This window comes from Rarobacter faecitabidus, from assembly GCF_006716265.1.
GTDB lineage: Bacteria > Actinomycetota > Actinomycetes > Actinomycetales > Cellulomonadaceae > Rarobacter > Rarobacter faecitabidus.
In genome coordinates this window covers 655,859-674,429 of sequence record NZ_VFOS01000001.1, presented here as the reverse complement: position 1 = coordinate 674,429, position 18,571 = coordinate 655,859, and the positions used below count along the sequence as shown (strand labels likewise).

17 protein-coding genes, 1 tRNA gene and 2 pseudogenes are annotated in these 18,571 nt (G+C 65.8%); 10 read left to right on the top strand and 10 right to left on the bottom strand.

All coding sequences use genetic code 11. From position 1 onward, the window contains the following. Positions 1 to 88: 88 nt before the first annotated feature. Positions 89 to 868 (bottom strand): MerR family transcriptional regulator, encoded by a 780-nt coding sequence (locus FB461_RS03035; RefSeq protein WP_142118856.1) that lies wholly within the window; start codon positions 866 to 868, stop codon positions 89 to 91. A 73-nt stretch (positions 869 to 941) separates the two neighbouring features. Between FB461_RS03035 and FB461_RS03030 the strand changes: the two genes are divergently transcribed. The 4 genes from FB461_RS03030 (at position 942) to FB461_RS03015 (ending at position 4,443) form a co-directional block, all read left to right on the top strand. Further along, a complete protein-coding gene (locus tag FB461_RS03030; protein ID WP_142118854.1) occupies positions 942 to 1,589 on the top strand; it encodes a DNA-3-methyladenine glycosylase in 648 nt (215 codons plus the stop codon). 80 nt (positions 1,590 to 1,669) lie between these two features. After that, positions 1,670 to 2,101: a thioredoxin family protein gene (locus FB461_RS03025; protein WP_142118851.1), complete on the top strand. Its 432-nt coding sequence runs from the start codon at positions 1,670 to 1,672 to the stop codon at positions 2,099 to 2,101. Positions 2,102 to 2,112: 11 nt separating this feature from the next. Next, on the top strand, positions 2,113 to 2,634 hold the full coding sequence (locus tag FB461_RS03020; RefSeq protein WP_142118849.1) for a DUF4395 domain-containing protein: 522 nt from the start codon (positions 2,113 to 2,115) through the stop codon (positions 2,632 to 2,634). Between the two features lie 84 nt (positions 2,635 to 2,718). Beyond that, positions 2,719 to 4,443 carry an alpha/beta hydrolase gene (locus FB461_RS03015; protein ID WP_142118847.1) on the top strand — a complete coding sequence of 575 codons (1,725 nt, stop codon included), beginning with the start codon at positions 2,719 to 2,721 and terminating at the stop codon, positions 4,441 to 4,443. 46 nt (positions 4,444 to 4,489) lie between these two features. On the opposite strand, the gene FB461_RS03010 is transcribed toward FB461_RS03015, so the two are convergent. The 3 genes from FB461_RS03010 to FB461_RS03000 all read right to left on the bottom strand — a co-directional run bounded on the left by FB461_RS03010 (position 4,490) and on the right by FB461_RS03000 (position 6,997). Next, the gene (locus FB461_RS03010) at positions 4,490 to 5,230 is read right to left on the bottom strand and encodes a CueP family metal-binding protein (protein ID WP_142118845.1); all 741 of its coding nucleotides are present in this window, start codon (positions 5,228 to 5,230) and stop codon (positions 4,490 to 4,492) included. A gap of 265 nt (positions 5,231 to 5,495) precedes the next feature. Then, positions 5,496 to 6,002: a pentapeptide repeat-containing protein gene (locus FB461_RS03005; RefSeq protein WP_170222587.1), complete on the bottom strand. Its 507-nt coding sequence runs from the start codon at positions 6,000 to 6,002 to the stop codon at positions 5,496 to 5,498. Between the two features lie 110 nt (positions 6,003 to 6,112). Continuing rightward, positions 6,113 to 6,997 (bottom strand): aminotransferase class IV, encoded by an 885-nt coding sequence (locus tag FB461_RS03000; RefSeq protein WP_142118841.1) that lies wholly within the window; start codon positions 6,995 to 6,997, stop codon positions 6,113 to 6,115. A 148-nt stretch (positions 6,998 to 7,145) separates the two neighbouring features. Between FB461_RS03000 and FB461_RS02995 the strand changes: the two genes are divergently transcribed. Together FB461_RS02995 and FB461_RS02990 are read left to right on the top strand one after the other, a co-directional pair. Then, a complete protein-coding gene (locus FB461_RS02995) occupies positions 7,146 to 7,808 on the top strand; it encodes a DNA alkylation repair protein (RefSeq protein WP_142118839.1) in 663 nt (220 codons plus the stop codon). A gap of 13 nt (positions 7,809 to 7,821) precedes the next feature. Then, entirely contained in the window at positions 7,822 to 8,364 is a 543-nt protein-coding gene (locus FB461_RS02990) for a methylated-DNA--[protein]-cysteine S-methyltransferase (RefSeq protein WP_142118837.1), read from the top strand. A gap of 31 nt (positions 8,365 to 8,395) precedes the next feature. Here FB461_RS02990 and FB461_RS02985 read toward each other — a convergent pair whose 3' ends face one another. Then, positions 8,396 to 8,800: an arsenate reductase ArsC gene (locus FB461_RS02985; RefSeq protein ID WP_142118835.1), complete on the bottom strand. Its 405-nt coding sequence runs from the start codon at positions 8,798 to 8,800 to the stop codon at positions 8,396 to 8,398. A 156-nt stretch (positions 8,801 to 8,956) separates the two neighbouring features. Between FB461_RS02985 and FB461_RS02980 the strand changes: the two genes are divergently transcribed. The 4 genes from FB461_RS02980 (at position 8,957) to FB461_RS02965 (ending at position 13,668) form a co-directional block, all read left to right on the top strand. Beyond that, positions 8,957 to 9,343 (top strand): MmcQ/YjbR family DNA-binding protein, encoded by a 387-nt coding sequence (locus tag FB461_RS02980; protein WP_142118832.1) that lies wholly within the window; start codon positions 8,957 to 8,959, stop codon positions 9,341 to 9,343. A 298-nt stretch (positions 9,344 to 9,641) separates the two neighbouring features. Continuing rightward, complete coding sequence (locus FB461_RS02975) at positions 9,642 to 10,316, top strand: MFS transporter (protein WP_246045984.1); 675 nt, start codon at positions 9,642 to 9,644, stop codon at positions 10,314 to 10,316. Between the two features lie 116 nt (positions 10,317 to 10,432). Beyond that, on the top strand, positions 10,433 to 12,604 hold the full coding sequence (locus FB461_RS02970; RefSeq protein ID WP_246045983.1) for a DEAD/DEAH box helicase: 2,172 nt from the start codon (positions 10,433 to 10,435) through the stop codon (positions 12,602 to 12,604). A 575-nt stretch (positions 12,605 to 13,179) separates the two neighbouring features. Further along, the gene (locus tag FB461_RS02965; RefSeq protein ID WP_142118826.1) at positions 13,180 to 13,668 is read left to right on the top strand and encodes a hypothetical protein; all 489 of its coding nucleotides are present in this window, start codon (positions 13,180 to 13,182) and stop codon (positions 13,666 to 13,668) included. Positions 13,669 to 13,777: 109 nt separating this feature from the next. On the opposite strand, the pseudogene FB461_RS12250 reads toward FB461_RS02965, so the two are convergent. The 5 genes and pseudogenes from FB461_RS12250 to FB461_RS12415 form a co-directional block, all read right to left on the bottom strand. Continuing rightward, positions 13,778 to 13,990: pseudogene (locus tag FB461_RS12250) on the bottom strand (IS3 family transposase); the annotation flags it as partial. 50 nt (positions 13,991 to 14,040) lie between these two features. Continuing rightward, positions 14,041 to 14,499: pseudogene (locus tag FB461_RS02960) on the bottom strand (transposase); the annotation flags it as partial. Positions 14,500 to 15,431: 932 nt separating this feature from the next. Then, positions 15,432 to 16,115 (bottom strand): RhuM family protein, encoded by a 684-nt coding sequence (rhuM, locus tag FB461_RS02950; protein WP_211349826.1) that lies wholly within the window; start codon positions 16,113 to 16,115, stop codon positions 15,432 to 15,434. A 227-nt stretch (positions 16,116 to 16,342) separates the two neighbouring features. Continuing rightward, positions 16,343 to 16,415: transfer RNA gene (locus FB461_RS02945), tRNA-Ala, on the bottom strand. 107 nt (positions 16,416 to 16,522) lie between these two features. Then, positions 16,523 to 18,355 (bottom strand): ATP-binding cassette domain-containing protein, encoded by a 1,833-nt coding sequence (locus tag FB461_RS12415; RefSeq protein WP_142118820.1) that lies wholly within the window; start codon positions 18,353 to 18,355, stop codon positions 16,523 to 16,525. Positions 18,356 to 18,571: the final 216 nt, after the last annotated feature.

Genomic DNA, 18,571 nt, shown 5'->3' with positions numbered 1-18,571 from the left:
CGATTGGTTGTATCAACAATTAAACCATAATAGTTGTAGATACAACCATCGTGAGAGCGGAGTCACACTTCCGGCCCTACGGCATCGATCATCGAGCGGACGGCGAACCGGACTCCTCATCCCCCTCCAGGAAGTGGCGAAGCGCGTCCCGCACGAAACCAGCACCCTCCTGGCCGCCGTAGTTGGCCGCGAAGCGCTCGTCCCCCACGTACATCTCGGCGAGTCGGAGGACGTAGGCGCGCATATCGCCGCCATTCGACGCGGGTGTGCCCGGCACGGACGAGAGCCACCGCACGTGACGCTCGGCGAGATCCTGGGCGACGCGCGAAGACGCGGCCACGCCGCTGCGTTGCGCCGCGATCCAATCGTCGGCCAGGCCGGTGACCTCGGCCTGGAAGCCGCGCCGCTCCTCGTCCGTGAGCGACGACCACCACGCGTCGGAGCGATCGTAGGCCGCCCGCCCCCACCTGCTGACCACCTCATCGCGATACTCGGTGTGATCGAATCCATCGAACATGGACTCCGCCATGATTTCTTCTCCTGTCTTCAGTGACGTCAAGGTCGCGTCCACGGCGGCAATCTGCCGCCTTAGCCTCTCCAGGCGAGCGCGCAGCTGATCGAGATGGGCCGCGAGCGCGGCTCGCTCATCCTCCCCATTCGACATGACCCGGCGGATCTCGGGAATGCCCAGCCCCAATTCGCGTAGCACGAGCACGCGCTGCAACGAGACGAGGGCGTCGGTGTTGTAGTACCGATACCCGTTCGTCGCGATGCGACTCGGCCGGACGATTCCCTCGGCGTGGTAGTGCCTCAGGGTGCGGCTAGAGACGCCAGTGAGGTGCGCGACTTGCTGGATGGATCGTTCCATGACAATCACTCTAAAAGTTGACGTTACGTCAAGGTCAAGTCGTATTTTCGGCGATCTCGTCAATACTGAATGAGTGCGTGAACTGTTCGAAGCCCATGCGCTTGAGGTCGCTCCCAGGCTCCTTGGCGCGCATCTGACCGTACTGTCCCCCGACGGCGCCGTGACGCTGCGGATCACCGAGGTGGAGGCCTACCACGGCGTGGGCACCCCTGGGCCCTACGACGCGGGTTCGCACGCGCGCGCCCGGAGGACCGACCGCAACGCGGCGATGTTCGGCCCGCCGGGCCGCAGCTACGTTTACTTCACCTACGGGATGCATCACGCGCTCAACGCTGTCTGCTCGCCGGAGGGCATCGCCTCCGGTGTCCTCATCCGCGCGGGCGAGATCGTGGCCGGGAACGAGATCGCCCTTGCGCGGCGGCTAGCCAAGCGCCCGCGGGGAGGCTCGCTCGTGACACCTCTCCCCCACCAGCAACTCGCTCGCGGGCCGGGAAACGTGGCCGCTGCACTGGGGCTGACACTCGAATTCGGCGGGCTCTCGCTTTTTGCCGAGCCCTTCGCACTCACTCCCGGCGAGGCCCCGGCGCGCTCGATTCTCACCGGACCGCGGGTCGGCGTCGCCGGTGCGGCGGGCGGCCCGCAGTTCCCCTGGCGCTTCTGGCTCGAGGACGAGCCCTCCGTCTCCGCATTCCGCCCCGGACGCGGGGCGCCGCGACCGTAGCCCACCTGAAGGGCAGGGAAGCCATGTCCACGATGCGATCCCTCTTTGGCTACTGAGGCACGCGGGAATATCGTGAATACGTGGATCCCCTCGTCGCTCTGGCCGCTGTCGCGGCTCTGGTTCTCGTGACCGCCGTGCTCGGCGGCATCGCGCACAAGCGCGGCGCGAGAGTGAAGCGGCTCGAGGGTGCGAAGTCGAAATCCATCGATCTCGACTCGCTCGGCGTGAGTAGCCCGGACGGTTCGTGGAGCATCGTCCAGTTCACGACCGAATGGTGCGCCCAGTGCCCGGGTGTGGCCCGCTCGATCCGCCATTCACTCGGAGATCGCGGCGATACCGTCTTCGCCGAGGTCGATCTGACCTCACGCGCCGAACTGGCCGCACAGCACGGTATCTTGCAAACTCCTACCGTCTTCGTCGTCGACCCCGACGGCAACCTCGCAGCGCGACTCTCCGGCCCCGTAAAGGGCTCCCAGGTGGTGGCGGTCATCGACTCCGCCGTTCTCACGTAAGGACCCTTGTCATGTCGACTGAAACAACTACGAAGTCCCGCCCGAAGGCGATCGACTCGCGGGCCCCCCGGTTCGCGGCGGCCATCACCGCAACCCTGCTCGTCGTCGCTGTGTTCCTCGCAGCGATCGGCAACTCGCCCACGGCAGGAGAGGCCGGAACGGGCGCCCTCGCCACCGATCCCGGCTTCATCCTGCTCGCAGTGATCGCCGTTCTGTTCGCTTGGAGTTACACCTCGCCCGCGACCGCTCCCTGGGGCGTATTGTTCCGCAAGGCCGTCCAGCCTCGTATCTCGGCTCCGACGCAGTTCGAGGACCCGCGCCCGCCGCGCTTCTCGCAGCTCGTCGGCCTCATCGTGGTCGCAGCAGGACTCGTCCTGCACCTCGTCGCGGTGCCGTGGGCCCTCGTCATCTTCGGCGCAGCGGCGTTCGTCGCCGCCTTCCTGAACGCCGCATTCGGCTTCTGCCTGGGCTGCAAGCTGTATCTCATCCTCGTGCGCGTCCGCGTCATCCGGCCCGCTACGCCGCTCGTCTGACGCGCTCGTCCACTGGCGCGCCAACCTCGCCCGGTTACCGAAGGACGATTACACCGAGTAGACACGACCCGCTAAAGTTCGACGATGAGAGAAAGTACATCACCCGAATCAGAGAAGTCGTCCGGACGGATCGCCCGCTGGCTGAATTGCCTGTCGACACCCGGAATCGTCGCGGCCGTGCTGACCGGACTGTGGTCATTCACGCCCTCCCTCCTCGCCCGCACCTGGTGGGTGCAGGGGGCGGTGACGGCCGTCACGGTGATCTCCGCGTACGCCGTCGGTTGCCTCTTGGAATGGGTGGTGCGCTCGTTCGATGAGAACGACCGGCTCGGCTCGCCGAGATTGCGCGCCGTCTCGCGCCGCATCATCACCGGCATTGCCGTAGTCGGGTTGCCCATCATGATCGGGCTCGGCATCTGGTGGCAATCCCGTCAGCGCGACCTGCTCGGCATGCCCCCTCTCGGGGCGTGGGAGGCGATCGGCTTCGTCCTCAGCGTCGTGATCGTCCCGGTGCTTTTCATTCCCGTACTCGGCTTCGCCCGCCTGCTGCGCCGAGCGTCGCAGAGCGTCGGTGCATTCCTGCGCCGGATGCTTCCTCGTCGCCTCGCGAATGTCCTAGCGGCGCTACTCGTCGCGCTCCTGGCGTTCAACCTGGTCAACGGGGTCCTTATCACGCGCATCGTCCGGGGTTTGGACGAGTCGTTCCAGGTCGCGGCCGGGTTCTTCGACCCGGGCAGCGAACCTCCGGAGTCGAGCCTGCGCTCGGGCTCGCCCGGGTCGCTCGTCCCCTGGGACGACCTGGGGCGCGAGGGCCGTCGCTTCGTTACGCGCGGCCCGAGCAAGGACGAGATCGCCCGGTTCGAGCAGACTCGTAGCGGTGCTGGCGCCAGCACCGAAGCCGAGGATCCGATCCGTGTCTATGCGGGGCTCACGGAATCGCTCGAATCCTCCGCGAACCTCATCGTGGGCGAACTCGATCGAACTGGAGCGTGGGACCGCGAGGCCATCCTGATCGTCGCCACCACGGGCTCGGGCTGGGTGGACGAGCCGCTCGTGTCGAGTTTCGAGTTCCTGCACGGCGGGGATTCGGCCGTTGCCGCCATGCAGTATTCCTACCTGCCGAGCTGGATGGCGTTCCTCGGTGATCGTGGAACGCCTCCGGTGGCGAGCCAGCAGCTCTTCACGGCCGTTGCCGCGCGCCTGACCGAGATACCCGTAGCCGAGCGGCCGAAACTCTACGTGGCCGGGCTCTCCCTCGGCTCCTACGGCATGCAATCCGCGTTCGCCAACCTCAGCGATCTACGTACCCGCACCGATGGAGCGGTATTCGCGGGGACGCCGTACTTCGTACCCATGTGGAACGACCTCACGAACTCCCGCGACGACGGCTCGACTCAGGTCGAACCGGTCGTCGACGGCGGGCAGAAGGTGCGCTTCTACACGGGCGAACCCGGCCAACTCGAGGGCGACTGGGCGTTCCCGCGGGTTGCGTACCTGCAGCACGGCACGGACGGCACCACCTGGTGGGATCCGTCGCTGTTCTACTCCGAGCCTGCCTGGATGGACGAGGATCCTGCCCCGGGAGTCATGGATGAGGTCGCCTGGTTCCCCGTCACCAGCTTCTGGCAAGTGGCGTTCGACCTGTTCTTCGCTGCGGGCTCCGACGTTCCGATGGGGACCGGTCACCACTTCCAGCAGGAATACGTCAACGCGTTCGCGGCCGTATGCGACGTGCCCGGCTGGACCGCCGCCGACACGGAATTGCTGCGTGCCGAGATCGCGCGGCGTGCAGTGCGCCAGCAGAACTGATGCTGCCCGGGCAGGCGACAGCCGCGCGACCTCGGTGCGATTCCGCCTACGTCAGCTTGAGGGTTGTCAGGCAGGTGAGGTCGTCATCGTCGGCCGTGGACAGTTCGGCCGTCGCCGAGCCGGCTGCGGCCGTGATGACGAGGTCGTACTTACCACCGCGCGGGAGCCAGATGCCTACGAATCCGTTGTCGTAGGTGGTGCGCTGCTCGTCGAGCACGGTTGCTCCCGTGGCCTGATCGGTGACCACTACCCGCACGGCCTCATTCGCCAGTTCGCCCTTGCACGTCGCGAGGTTGTGGAAGTAGCAGTCGTGGTTCTGGTTCACGTAGGGCGCGAGCGAGACGTAGAACTCGTCCGCGGGCATCGGCACCGTGGCTTCCCCCGCGCTGTCCGAGACGACGATCTGCGAGGGCCGGATCGACACGCTGAGGTCGGCGGGCCGCTCGCTTACGGGGAGCGGATCGAGCCACTCGATGATGTCCGCGGCGTCGAGTGCGGCGATCGCCTCCCTGGTGATCGGACGTTCGCTCTGGGCGGCGTCCTGCTGATTCGCTGGCGGAGCCTGCTGAGCGCCGGCCGCTGGCTCGCTGGCGGCCGGAGCGGTGGCGGCCGGAGCGGTGGTCGCGGCCGATTCCGCGGGGTCGCTGGTGCAGCCAGCCAGCAGCGACAGGCCTACGAGCGCGGCGGCGATGGCGGCGATCGTTTTGACGGCGACTGTTCGGGTGGACGCGGTTCGGAGCGCGGCGGTTGCGCGGCGTGTTTCGAGTCGTCGAGTGGAGTTGAACATGGGGAATCCTTACTTCTTGGCAAGTTCGAGTGTGAGTGTCGGTCGAGCCGAGGAGCGCGCGGCGACGTCGCGACGATGCCAGCGACGGCAGCAGGTGCCGCCACAGTGGCACCAACGGGGTCATGATCGCGTGGCGCGCGCATGGGTGAAACGCCAGACCGAAGGGGTCGGGGCTACGTTCAGCGGCGGTACTGGTGGCCGCGGCACTGGCAGCGGCGGTACTGGTGGCCGCAGCACTGGTGACCGCGGTACGCGCCGGTTTTCCTCAGGTCCGGCTGATGCACAGCGCATCGAGCGATGGCGCGCGCGGTACCGCGATTGGGATGGACGAGGCCTCGTCCGCATCCGCTTCGACCAGGCGCAGGCGCCACCGCCGCGGCGGTAGCAGGAACGGCACGAACAGCCATAGGGCCTGCGTGCACGCGCTCGCGAGGGACGGTGTGGACGCGGCGCAGTTTCCGCATGCCCGCACCGGGCCGTCGTGCCCGGAGGCTCGACCATGCGCCGCTGAATCGCCTGAAGCGTGACCCTCGGATTGCGTCATTGCGATGGCCGCGTGGCCCACCAAGGCGCTCGGCGCGGCGACACCGACATCGCGATGGATGGTGTGCATCCCCAAAAGCCCTAAGATCGCCAGGGCGCCGATGACGAGCGCGACCAACGCCGCGGGCGGGCGGGCGCCGTTCGGCCGTCGCAAACAAGCACCGGCCAGTCGGGCACCGGCCAGGCGGGCACCGGCCAGGCGGGCACCGATCAGGCGGGCGCCGATCATGCGGTCACGGAGTGTTCGATCACGGCGCAGTCCGACCGCCGACGGCGCATGCTGCCGCCCTCCCACTCCTCGCGCACCCACCGACGGCATTCGAAGGCCCATTTCGCGGCTCAGGAGGTCCGGGCGAGGAGGAAATCGTTAGCGGAGCGGGTGAGATCGTTATCGACGATCTGCTGCTCGCCATCGACAGCGCGGATGGGTGCCAGTAGCCGCACGGATGAGGCGAGCCACGCCCCGTCCGCCCGCGCCAGGTCCGCCGGGCGCAAGAGCGCCTGTGCGGTGACGAGCCCCTGATCGGCGAAGAAGTCGAAAAGCGAGCCCTGCGTCGTCCCGGGCAGGACGCCCTGCGCCGTGGCCGGCGTCAGGACGCGGTTGCCGATCCGCAGCAGCAGCGTGGAGGTCGGACCCTCAAGAAGGTAACCGTCGCTGCTCACGAAAAGCACGTCGTCGGCGCCGCGCCGGGCGGCTTCTCGCAGCGCCGCCTTGTTCACGGCGTATGAGAGAGTCTTGGCGCCGGCCAGCAGCCAGGGGGCGCGGGCAGCGATGTCGTGCGGATACCCGCGATCGAGGGTGACCACCGCGATCCCCTCGAGTCGCTCGCGCTCGAATCCGAGGGAATCGATGACGGTGACCCAGCAACTGGCACTCGGGGCGGCGTCGCCCTCGATGCCTCGGGTCACCACGATCTTCACGCCGAGTTCCGGGGCCGGTTCGTTGACGTCGATAACCTTTCGGACCGCAGCTTCGATGGTGGCCAGGTCGAGCGGCGGGAGGTCGAGCATGGCCGCGGACCAGGACAGGCGGCGCAGGTGAGCGGCGAGCGCCTGCGGGACGCCGTTCGCGACGCCGATCACCTCGAATATGCCGTCTCCCCTGGTCAGCCCGAGGTCGCGGACCGAGACGTGAGTGGCCGATTCCTCGGCGACGATCAGGCGATCCGTCCCGTCCATGGGCGCGTCCAGTTCGACCGGGCTGACTGTGACGGCGAGTTTCACGGTTCATCTCCAGGGGCGATCGACATCGAGGACTGTTTCGACTCTTCCAGTATTGCGCGCTCACACTATGACACGCATGTACGATAGTCCTAGGTTGCCATCTAACCGGGGATTTCGCCGGATAGGCGGCGCACGGGAGGAGAGCTAGTTGGGTGCCAGTGAGATTCTGGACGAGTTGGCTGCGCTGGCGGATCCGAAGATCCGCGCCGTCAATCAGCGCCACGGCGACGACCACGACGTGAACCTGACCAAGCTGCGGGCGGTCGCCAAGAAGGCGGGGCATGATCCCGAAGTCGCCCGTGAATTGTGGGCAACGGGCGACACCGCCGCGCGCCTGGTCGCGATCCTGATCACGCGCCCCAGGGACTACTCCGCAACCGAACTCGATGTCATGCTGCGCGAGGCGCGCAGGCCAAAGGTGCATGACTGGCTGGTCAACTACCTCGCGAAGAAGTCCAAGCATGCCGAGGAACTGCGCGTGCTCTGGTTCGCCGACGAGGATCCAGTTGTCGCAAGCGCGGGGTGGGCGCTGACGTCCGAGCGCGTCGCCAAGAATCCCGCTGGTCTGGACCAGGATGCCCTGCTCAAGCAGATCCAAGCGGAGATGCGCGACGCGCCCGAACGTCTGCAATGGGCCATGAATCAGTGCCTCGCCACGATCGGCATCGAGTCGGAGTCCCGGCGCGAACGCGCGATAGCGATCGGCGAACGGCTCGAGGTCCTCAAGGACTACCCGACCCCGCCCGGTTGCACGTCACCGTTCGCCCCCATCTGGATCAACGAGATCGTATCGCGCCGCGAGCACGCGTGAGAGGAAGCCAGCCATGACCCCCGCACTTTCCGGAGCTGACGTCGCCCACCGCACCGTCGATTCGCCGATCGGCCCGCTGCTACTCGCCGCGTCCGAGGCTGGCGTGGTCAAGATTGCCTTCCAGCGGGAGGGATTCGACAACGTGCTCGCCTTCCTCGCCGAGGCGCAGGGGGCGCGGGTGAGCGGGGCCGTGCGGCCGCTCGATCGGGTGGCGATGCAGTTGGACGAGTACTTCGCCGGGAGCCGCCGCGAGTTCGACGTGCCGCTGGATCACTCTCTGTCGAAAGGATTCCGGCTGCGCGTCCAGCAGTTGATGCCGGAGATCGAATACGGCACCACGTGGTCGTACCGAAAGCTTGCCGAGCGCGCTGGGAATGCGAATACGACGCGCGCGGTGGGCACCGCATGCGGAACGAACCCGCTGCCGATCGTGATCCCCTGCCACCGCGTGCTGCGCACCGACGGCAGTCTGGGCGGCTACGCGGGCGGGCTCGACATCAAGGTCGCCCTGCTCGACCTGGAGCGCGACGGAACGCTTGCCTCGCTGGGCTCCTGACGCAGCGACCTTGGCGACGCCGGCGCAGCGGTTAGCCGAGTAGTTCGCCTATTAAAGTCGCCACGCGGGCCTGGATCTCGTCCCGGATGGGGCGCACGGCGTCGATGCCCTGACCCGCGGGATCCGCCAGTTTCCAGTCCTCGTAGCGCTTGCCGGGGAAGAAGGGGCAGGCGTCCCCGCAACCCATCGTGATCACCACGTCGGAGGCCCGGGCCGCATCCGCGGTCAAGACCTTGGGGGCCTCGTCCGAAATGTCAATGCCGAGTTCGAGCATGGCCTCGACCGCGACGGGATTGATGCTGTCGGCCGGCATCGAGCCTGCCGAGCGGACCTCGATCGAGCCGCCTCCCAGGTGCCGCAGGAATCCCGCGGCCATCTGCGAGCGGCCGGCGTTGTGCACGCATACGAAGAGCACGGACGGTTTGGACTGGGTCATGTTCTTCTCCTAGAAAACTTAGGATGACAGTAGCGCACCAATGTGACGTGCCAACGCGAACTCCAGCAACGGCGGTGATCAACGGACTCCGTCGGCTGCCGGAACCTGGCACCGACTCCTCGGCGCGGACCATCGACAGCCGGGGAAGGGATCGCCATGAACGGCAGGGAACTGCACGAACTCGCGGAGGCACGCGCCCAGGAACTGCCTGGGGCCACGCTGAGCAACCCGTTCGGGCCAGGATCGGACGTCTACAAAGTGCGCGGAAAGATGTTCGCGCTCCTCACAGCCACGGGCGGGGTGCCGATTGTGAACCTCAAGATCACCCCCGAGGACGGAGCGGCGCTCCGCGAGCAGCACAGCGATATCAGGCCCGCGTGGCACATGAACAAGAAACACTGGATCAGCGTGCATCCCGGAGGATCCGTGGACGCGGAACTCCTCGCGGACCTGGTCACCGAGTCATACCTGCTCGTCGTCGAGAAGCTGCCGCGAGCGCACCGTCCGGTCGATCCGGCGGCGTTCGGCCGGGTGGAAAGATAGGCGTGCCTCGCCGGCAATTCCCACGAGATCCGGGAGCGTCACAGATGCGAACAGGTCGATCCCGACATCGCCGGATAGCGTGTGATCGTCAGGCGGAATCCGCGTCTCCCGCGAGTCCCCCGTTCGCACTCCCGGCCGCCTCGATCTTGTCGGCGCGACAATTCTCAGCGGAGCGCTCGTCTCCCTGCTACTCGCCATCAGCAAGGGTCACGAATGGGGCTGGGGTGCGCCCAGCACGCTCTGGCTGCTACTCGGTGGCGCCGCGGCACTGGTCGCGTTCGTTCTGTTCGAACTCCGCGTGAAGGAGCCGCTGATCGACGTTCGACTGTTCAAGCTGCGCGGCGTGTGGACCGCCAATCTGGTGGCCCTGGCCGTCGGGTTCGCGATGTTCGGCACGTTCCTGATGATCCCGATGCTCCTGGAATTGCCCGCCGAACTCGGCTTCGGATTCGGCAAGACGGTGACGCAGGCCGGACTGTTCCTGCTGCCGACCGTCTTCGCGATGGTGCTGCTGGCTCCGATCGCTGGCGGCATGGTCAAGAAGTACGGCCCCAAGCGGCCGATGGTTCTGGGCGCGGTGAGCATCGTCGCGGCGTTCGCGCTGCCCGCCATCGCGCACGATCAGCTGTGGCACATCGTCGCCTCCGGACTCCTCACGGGAGCGGGCATGGGCCTGTCCCTGGCCGCATGCACGAACGCCGTGGTCCAGGCAGTGCCGGAGACCCAGACCGGCGAGGCCAGCAGCGTCAACGCCATTGCGCGTACGATCGGCGGATCCATCGGCACGGCCGTCATCAGCGGCGTGATCGCCGCGCACGTCTCGGCGCAGGGCATCCCGCAGGACGCCGGATTCACCAATGGCTTCTGGATCGCGGCCGTCGTGGCTTTGATCGCGATCGTCGGTGCCATCGCAGCGCCTGCCGGATGCAAACGGCGTCAAAAGGCTGACCCGGCGGTCATCCTGGAGGCATAACCTTCTCGCGTGACGCGTTGAGGGCGGCGGGACCGATGGTTCCGCCGCCTTCCGATTTTCCCCAACCGCGAGGATCGGGGCGGTTGCTGTCGGAGCCTCCGCCTATGGTTGGCACTATGACCCAGCCCGTCGAGTCTCCCCTACGCAGTGAAGCCGAGGCAGCGCTGCGGCGCCTGGTGGGCGATGATGAAGCGCGGTTGCGCGACGATCAGTGGCGCGCGATCGAGTCGCTCGTGGTGGACCGTCGCCGCGTGCTCGTTGTCCAACGCACAGGCTGGGGAAAATCTGCGGTCTACTTCGTGGCGACGGCGCTGCTGCGCGAGCGGGGCGCTGGGCCGACGGTGATCGTCTCCCCTCTGCTCGCGCTCATGCGTGACCAAGTTGCCGCGGCAGAGCGCGCGGGAATCCGCGCGGTGACCATCAACTCAGCCAATGTCACCGAGTGGGACGATATCCACGAGCAGATCGCTGGAGGCTCCGTCGACGTCCTGCTGTGCTCCCCGGAACGACTCAACAACCCGGACTTCCGCGATCGCGTCCTGCCTCGGCTCGCCGCGTCGGCGGGCCTCATGGTCGTGGACGAGGCGCACTGTGTCTCGGATTGGGGCCATGATTTCCGGCCGGACTATCGCCGCATCCGCACCTTCCTCACCCAGCTTCCCCGCGGAGTTCCCGTACTTGCTACGACGGCGACCGCGAATGCCCGGGTGACCAGGGACGTCGCCGAGCAGGTTGCGGCGAAGCACGCCGAGGAGCCCGCTGCGGACGGCATCGCGGCGAACCGGACGGATACCGACGTACTGGTTCTGCGCGGCGGATTGGACCGCAGTTCGTTGCATCTGGCGGTGGTGTCGTTGCCGGATCAAGCCGCTAGGGTGGCCTGGCTCAGCCATGCTCTGCCGCTCTTGCCCGGTTCGGGGATCGTCTACACCCTGACGGTGGCGATGGCCGAGCAGGTGGCCGCACATCTTCGCAGTAGCGGCATCGACGCGCGCACTTACACCGGTCAGACCGACCCCGCCGAGCGTGAACTCCTCGAGGAGGATCTGCGGCATAACCGGGTCAAGGCACTCGTGGCGACCTCCGCCCTGGGCATGGGCTTCGACAAGCCTGATCTCGCCTTCGTGGTCCACCTTGGCGCGCCGAGTTCGCCGATCGCCTACTACCAGCAGGTGGGACGAGCTGGGCGCGGGGTGGACAGCGCCGTCGTCGTCCTTCTTCCGGGTCAGGAGGACCGGCGGATCTGGGACTACTTCGGGTCTCTCGGTTTCCCTCCTCTTAATCAGGTCGAGGCCACGTTGTCCGCACTCTCGGATGGGCGGGTGCAATCGGTCGCGCAGCTCGAAACGGCCGTGGATCTGCGCCGCTCGCGCCTGGAGATGATGCTGAAGGTGCTAGACGTCGACGGGGCGGTGCGTCGAGTGAAAGGCGGCTGGCTCGGCACGGGCCAGCCCTGGGAGTATGACGCCGAAAGATACCGCCGCGTCGCCGAGGCCAGGCGGCACGAGCAACAGACCATGCTGGACTACGAGGCGACCGACGAGTGCCGCATGCTGTTTCTGCGGCGCACCCTCGACGATCCGGAACTGGCACCCGGCTGGCGGTGCGGACGGTGCGACAACTGCGGCGGCGCGGCCCTCCCGGCAGGGCCGACATCGGACGAGGTCACCGAGGCGCGCCAAGATCTAGTCGCGGTTGGGGTGGAAATTCTGCCCCGACGCCAGTGGCCCAGCGGGATGGATCGTCTTGGCATCGACGTCAAAGGACGGATCAGTCCCGAGGAGCAGGCGGCACCAGGACGAGCGGTTGCGCGCCTCGATGGCCTGGGGCTTTCGGAAGCGCTCCGGGATCTCTTCGCGCCGCGGACAGTGGACAGCGAGACGCCGGTGCCGCTGCGGCATGCGGCCGCAACCGTGCTGCGGGAGTGGCTGACCGAAGGAGACGTGAACGGCGTGGTCGCCATCCGCTCCACGACCCGCCCTGTGCTCACACATCATCTGGCCGGCGGACTGGCACGGTTCTTGAACGTACCGGTCCTTGCGACCATAGGCCCTCGACCGGGGCAGGAAGCGCCGGGACGGCACGACGTGAACTCGGCGATGCGCCTCGCCGGGGTCGTCAAGCGCCTGGATCTCAAACCGGTCACGGGGGCGCCATCGCTTGCCGACGCGCGAGTGCTGCTGGTCGACGACTACACCGACTCGGGGTGGACGCTGACGGTTGCGGCCAGGCTGCTGCGAATAGCCGGAGCGAGCGAGGTTCTTCCGTTCGTGCTGGCGCAGCGGTGAGCACCACGTACTTGGATCCCGAACTGCTGCCGCTTCGATACTGTCTAATCTGCTAGAGTCTGGATGCTTGAAGTTTCATTCCCATGTCTAGATCAGTATTGTGATGGGTCATTTGGGTTCTCGTCTGGGTGTTGTGGGGTTGGCTCTCGCGGTGGTGGGGTGGTCGTTGACGGTGACTTCTGCCGAGGCAAATGCGGATGATTCGACACCGAGTTCGCCGCTTACTACTGCACCTGATCTGGTGTCGGTGAGGGTTGATACGTTTTCGGCGATTGCTCAGGCGCGGTTGCAGGGTTCGCGTGTGGAGGGTCTTTCTCAGCGCACGGAGTCATCTCAGACTTTTGTGAATCCCGATGGCACGTGGACGTTGGAGGATGCAGGTGCGGTGGTGTGCGTCCAGGGATGAAGATGGTTCGTGGCGTGGGGTGAACCTCGACCTCACCGAAGAGCCGAACGGTTCCTGGGTGCCGAAGGACTATTTCGAGAATCAGGCTGGATTTAAGGCAGGCCATTATGACCATTGCTGATCTGAATCGCGAGCAAGAGCGGTGACCTTCATGAGAAGAGTATTCACCGTGACCATCGCCCTCCTCACCCTCATCTGCTCCGGCTGCATCCTTGGTGATCCCGAGGGGACTGATGGGTATGTTATTGCTTATGGCGTGAACGAAAGAGGAGAACACACCCTCCTCATACAAAACAACTGCTCAGACTATCCAATCTACTCGATTGAAATCGGCTCCGGCATCGACTTCAACGACAAGGAATCCGTTGCATTTACGATTACAGAGGCTCCTATAGGTTTGTTGGAAATTGACTTGAATGTCCTTCCCGAATATGCGGAAATCACGAAGGGCAACGCAGAGAGACTACCCATCCTCCCTCCATTCTACGCGCGAGCTTCTGTCATTGACGTCGAGAGTAAAAGAGTTTATCCGGAGAGCACAAACTACTTCGCCTACGAACCCTCCGTCGATCGCGCCATTATTTTCGATAATGATTCGAGGGCTCACCGAGACGTTCCGTTTGGCAAAGTTAATCTCTCAGGAGTGGGTTGCAGTTGAGGATATTGGACACAACCCACAGGGGACGTGCTGGGTTCAAGAAGGGTCGGGTCAGCTGCACGGATACGCGACGGTGTATGTAGTCACGCCGCGAGTGCGACGTTATTTGTCACGTGATCTCGGATTCTATCGGCGTCAAGCGGCCCAGTCGGGCCCGGCGTCGGCGGCGGAAAGCGCGTTCGATTCAGGTGACCATCGCGAAGCGTAGCTACTCTCAGTTTGTCCAGGATCGGCGGTCGAGGGCGTTCTCATACAGCAGAGCGAAGATCGATTCCGTGGGTGCGTTGTCTCCGCACGACCCCACTCTTCCCATGCTTCCGACCATGCTCCTCGGTGACGGCGCAGAGGTCGTCACGGACCGGCGGCCCGAGTCACCTTGTCGGTGATCCGGCTGATCGTGTCCTTCACGGACGCACCATAGACGTCGTCGAAGTGCGCCGCGACCTCACCGGTCGTCAACCCACGCGCGGTGAGCGAGAGCACGATCTCGTCGACCCCGGTGAGCCGTCGCTGCCGTTTCTTGACGATCTTCGGCTCGAACGACCCCGCCAGATCCCGCGGCACGTCGATCTCGACGGGACCGACCTCGGTGAGGACGGTCTTCGAGCGGCTGGCGTTGCGGATGTTGCCGCTCTGAGCCTGTTGGTGCTTCTCGTGACCAAGGTGCTCGGTCATCTCCGCCTCGAGCGCTGTCTCCAAGACTCGCTTGGTGAGTCCGTTCAACAACCCGTCGGGACCGACGAGGTCGACGCCCTGTTCCTTCGCTTGCTTCAGCAGCTGCTCCGCGAGCTGCTGCTCATCGATGATCTCTCCCGTCACAGGATCGATCATCTCGGTCGTGTCCATCACGGCCTATTCCTTTCGGTCAGGCCGACCCAGAAACACCGAAAAACAGACAGTTCCATGCCTCGCGCACGAGATCTGCCTGCACCGCAACGCCGCCGCACGCACCCACCTCGCGTCGACTTGACAAAATATTGGAGATTCAACGACCGTCTCGCACACCTCCGCGGCTCCGCCGTGGGCTTCCGCAACCTCACCCACGACATCGCTTGCTTACTACTCAAGATCGGCGGGGTCAGGAAACACCTACACCCTCAACTGCGAAGAGCCGCTTTAGAACGCGTGCCGGTGTCACGGCGAGAGTTCTCTCCGTGACACCGGCACGCTGCGTTTCGCTACTTGCATCGAGGGCCTGACTACGCGCGAGGGGATGCGAAGTATTTTCGACTGCGCGTACTGGCTGGATAGTCGGGGATTTTCTGCGTACCTTGGTGCGGTGCTTGCGCCCGTACCAAAGTTCCTACGTGACTACTAACACTTCAGTGCCTTAGCACGGGCCTGTTCAAAACTGACCAGACTTCCTTCAAATAGTGCGTAGGTAAGAGTCCGTTGGATTACGTGATGTCCGAGGTCTGCGTTGCCCGTGAACGCCACAACGCTATACCCAACCCGATGGCGTGACCGCCAAACCATCCGGAAAACAACATCGCCGCAAACTCAGTATCAGGATTCCAGAGCAAACCTGCGGTCAGCACGAGTCCCAGGACGCCTTGGGACACGAGTATCAGACGGGCCCGTGAGTTCCGCCAGATCAGATCGCCAGGAGAGTAGATGTTGTGGAGGGTGATGGACGCGAGGCACAAACCCAGTGCCAATGCAATGCCATATGTCGTCACTTGCAGTAACCCTTTGCCTCTTTGCCGCTGTACTGCTGTGGGATCGGGACTGGCATCCCCGGGTACAAGAAAAGTTTACCACATTTACCATTCGCTATATAGATCCCGAATGCACCTGCATAGCCGGCCAGGGCCCCAGAAATGATCTTGCCCGGGAGGCCAAAGTAGCCCGAAATCCAACTTGCCGCGGCTGTTCCTGCAGCAACTTGCCCCGTCTCTTTCTTGTTGAAATAGAGCGTCTGGTTCCACCAGGTGTGGGTATCCCATGTGATGCCGCTCGGCGTCCGCTCGCTCAACGATGAGTTCGGCCGCAGTGTGGCGATGGGTGGCCCAGTGCAGCTTGTTCTGCACGAGCGCGAAGAACTCACGTGTGGTCGAGGCAGACGGGTCGTAGTCGAACGCTGTCGCGTAGATATCCGTGATCTGTTGGTAGAACTTACGCTCCGAGGCACGGATGTCGCGGATCACCTCGAGTTGGCGCTTGAAGTAGCCGTCGGTGAACCGGTGACCGTTCTTGAGGCGCTCGACGTCCATCGTCCAGCCTTGGATCGTGTAGTCCTTTACGATCTGCGATGCCCATTTGCGGAACTGCACCGCGCAGGAGTTGTTCACCTTGAACCCGACAGCGATGATCACGTGCAGGCTGTAATGCTTCGTGTTGTACCGCTTGCCGTCTGCGGCAAGTATTAAGTAACTCTTAATAACTGCCTCGGGATTGATCTCACCGTCATCGATGAGGCGCTTAAGATGCTGGTTGATCGCGGACACAGACACGTCGTACAAGCATCTCCAGCGGTCAGGACCGCTTTTCTAGTGTTGTGACTTCCCTGCCGACGGTACCAGTGGCCACGGACATGGCTCGGTGACATGTCGGAGAAGCGCTCTGCAGGTATTGTGCCACCTCACCGCCAGGCCATTGGCTACCCGGAAAACAAAAGGACCCCGCCGTAAGCGGGGTCCTTCTTATGCGAGTCACTGTCTCATGGTTTCTCGAGTGGAGCTAAGGGGACTCGAACCCCTGACCCCCTGCATGCCATGCAGGTGCGCTACCAGCTGCGCCATAGCCCCGCGGCCGCTCGCGCGGCCTCGACCCGCATCAGCGGGCCGCATGACAGTCTACTCAAAAACTCGCGCCGAATGCCAATCGCGCCGGATGCGCGCCGGAGCGCTCGTCCTCAAAGCCCACCCTGCCCGCGCACCCGGGTCAGATCCACCACCCGGCCGGTCCACGTGCGTCGCAGCCAGCGGTCGTGCGAGGCGATGACCAGGGAACCCGGCCAGTCCTCGAACGCAGCCAGCAGATCCGCGACGAGCGGGATCGACAGGTGGTTGGTGGGCTCGTCCAGCAGCAGCGCATCGAGGCGCTGGGCGAGCAGCATCGCCAGCAGTACGCGGCGCTGCTGCCCGACGGACAACTCACGCGCGGGACGGTCCAGATCGCGCGGCTCGATCAGTCCGTGGCTGTCGGGATCGCCGTCCGGGCTGGCCAGTGCGATGAGTTCGCGCGCGCTCTTGGCCTGCTCCCCCAGCCCGGTCTCCTGCTCCAGCAGCCCGATTCGCGCCCCCGGGCGCCGTCCGGCATCGCCGTGTCCGCCCAGGGTTTCGGGGACGAGGTCCCCCGCGAGCACCCCGAGCAGTGATGACTTGCCGCAGCCGTTCGGGCCGGTGATCAGTAGGCGGTCGCCCGGTGCAATCGCAACCTCACGCACGCCCGATGCGGCCATATCCAGGCGCGGCCCAGCCGCCCCGGGCAGGTAAACGTCGCGCGCCCGGGCGAGCGTCCCCTGGCCGGTCCCGCGCGATCGGGTCCCGACAGGCAGGGCGGCGGGCAGCGCGAAGCGCAGTTCCCCCGGCGGACGCGGCACCTGATCCCGCTCCAGGGTCTCGATCCGGTTCTCGGTATCGCGCACACGCTTGGAGACCTCTCCCTCGGCGCGGGCGCCCCGGTACTTGGTCACGAACTTGTCGTTGTCCCGCGCCTCACGGCCGTGCGCCACGTTCCGCGCGGTCGTGCTGCCTGCCTTGCGCAGCCGGGACAACTCGTCCTGCTCCGCCTCGAAGCGCGCCTGCCACGCCTCCCGGGCCGCCTGCTTGGCCGCCAGGTATTCGGGCAGGCGGCCGCCGAACCAGGTCGCTCCGCCGCCCGCCGCTCGTCCGGCCAGCAACTCGTCGGGGATGCGTCGCCCGCCGCGCCCGATGGGGGCGCCGTCCAGGTCGACGACCGCCGTGGCAACCTCGTCGATGAACTCCCGGTCGTGGCTCGCCAGCAGGACCGGCCCGCTCCACGTTCCCAGTTCGGCGGCCAGGAACTGGCAGGCCGCGTCGTCGAGGTGGTTGGTGGGCTCGTCCAGCAGAAGCCCGGCGGGGCGCTGGACCAGCAGGGCGGCCAGGGCGAGGCGCCGCAACTGCCCGCCCGAGAGCGTGCTGAGCGCGCGGTCGTCGTCCAGCGACTCGAGCCGCAACCCGCCGAGCGCCCGCGCGAGGGCCTGCGGCGCATCCCACGCGCCGATCGCCTCCGCTCGCGCCAGGGCCTGGTCGTAGGATCGGTCGACGCCAGGACCGGGCCCATCCGCCAGCGCCAGTGCGGCCGATTCCATCGCCTTGATCGCCGCCCGCGCCGGTGCGAGCGCGGCGTCGTGCACGTCGGCGACGGTTCCCCAGGGCAGCGATGCGACCTCCTGGGGCAGGTATCCGGTCTCGGGGCGGGCGACATCCCCGGCATCGGGAACGAGTTCTCCGGCCGCAATCCGCAGCAGCGTCGATTTGCCGCGACCGTTCTCCCCCAGCAACGCGACGCGCGCACCGGCGCCGACGCGGAACGACACATCGGTCAGCACCGGCCTCACGGAGCCATGCGCAAGCACCGACCAGGAGATGCCGTCGAGCCTGAGTTCAGGGGTCGGCGGCTGGGTCGGCGGCGAGATGAGGGAGCGCGAATCCACCGATTCTTCGCGGTGCGCCCGCCCCTCCGAAGGCGAGGGTGGCTGCGGCTGGTGGGAAGATGACATGGCATGACCTGACTGCGGGGAGGATGCCGCGCGCCGACATCGCGCCTGCTAGTCGCCCACAGGGCGCGGGAGCAGGGCGGCGGCAATAGGCGCGGCCTGTGCGGGAGCCCGGCACGCGCTGCGGCGCACTAACCCGCCGACAAGGCAGGATTGCGGGGCTCTACGGAGCAGATCAGATGAGCACGTCTTCAACCCTAGCGGTGACTCCCGGTCACC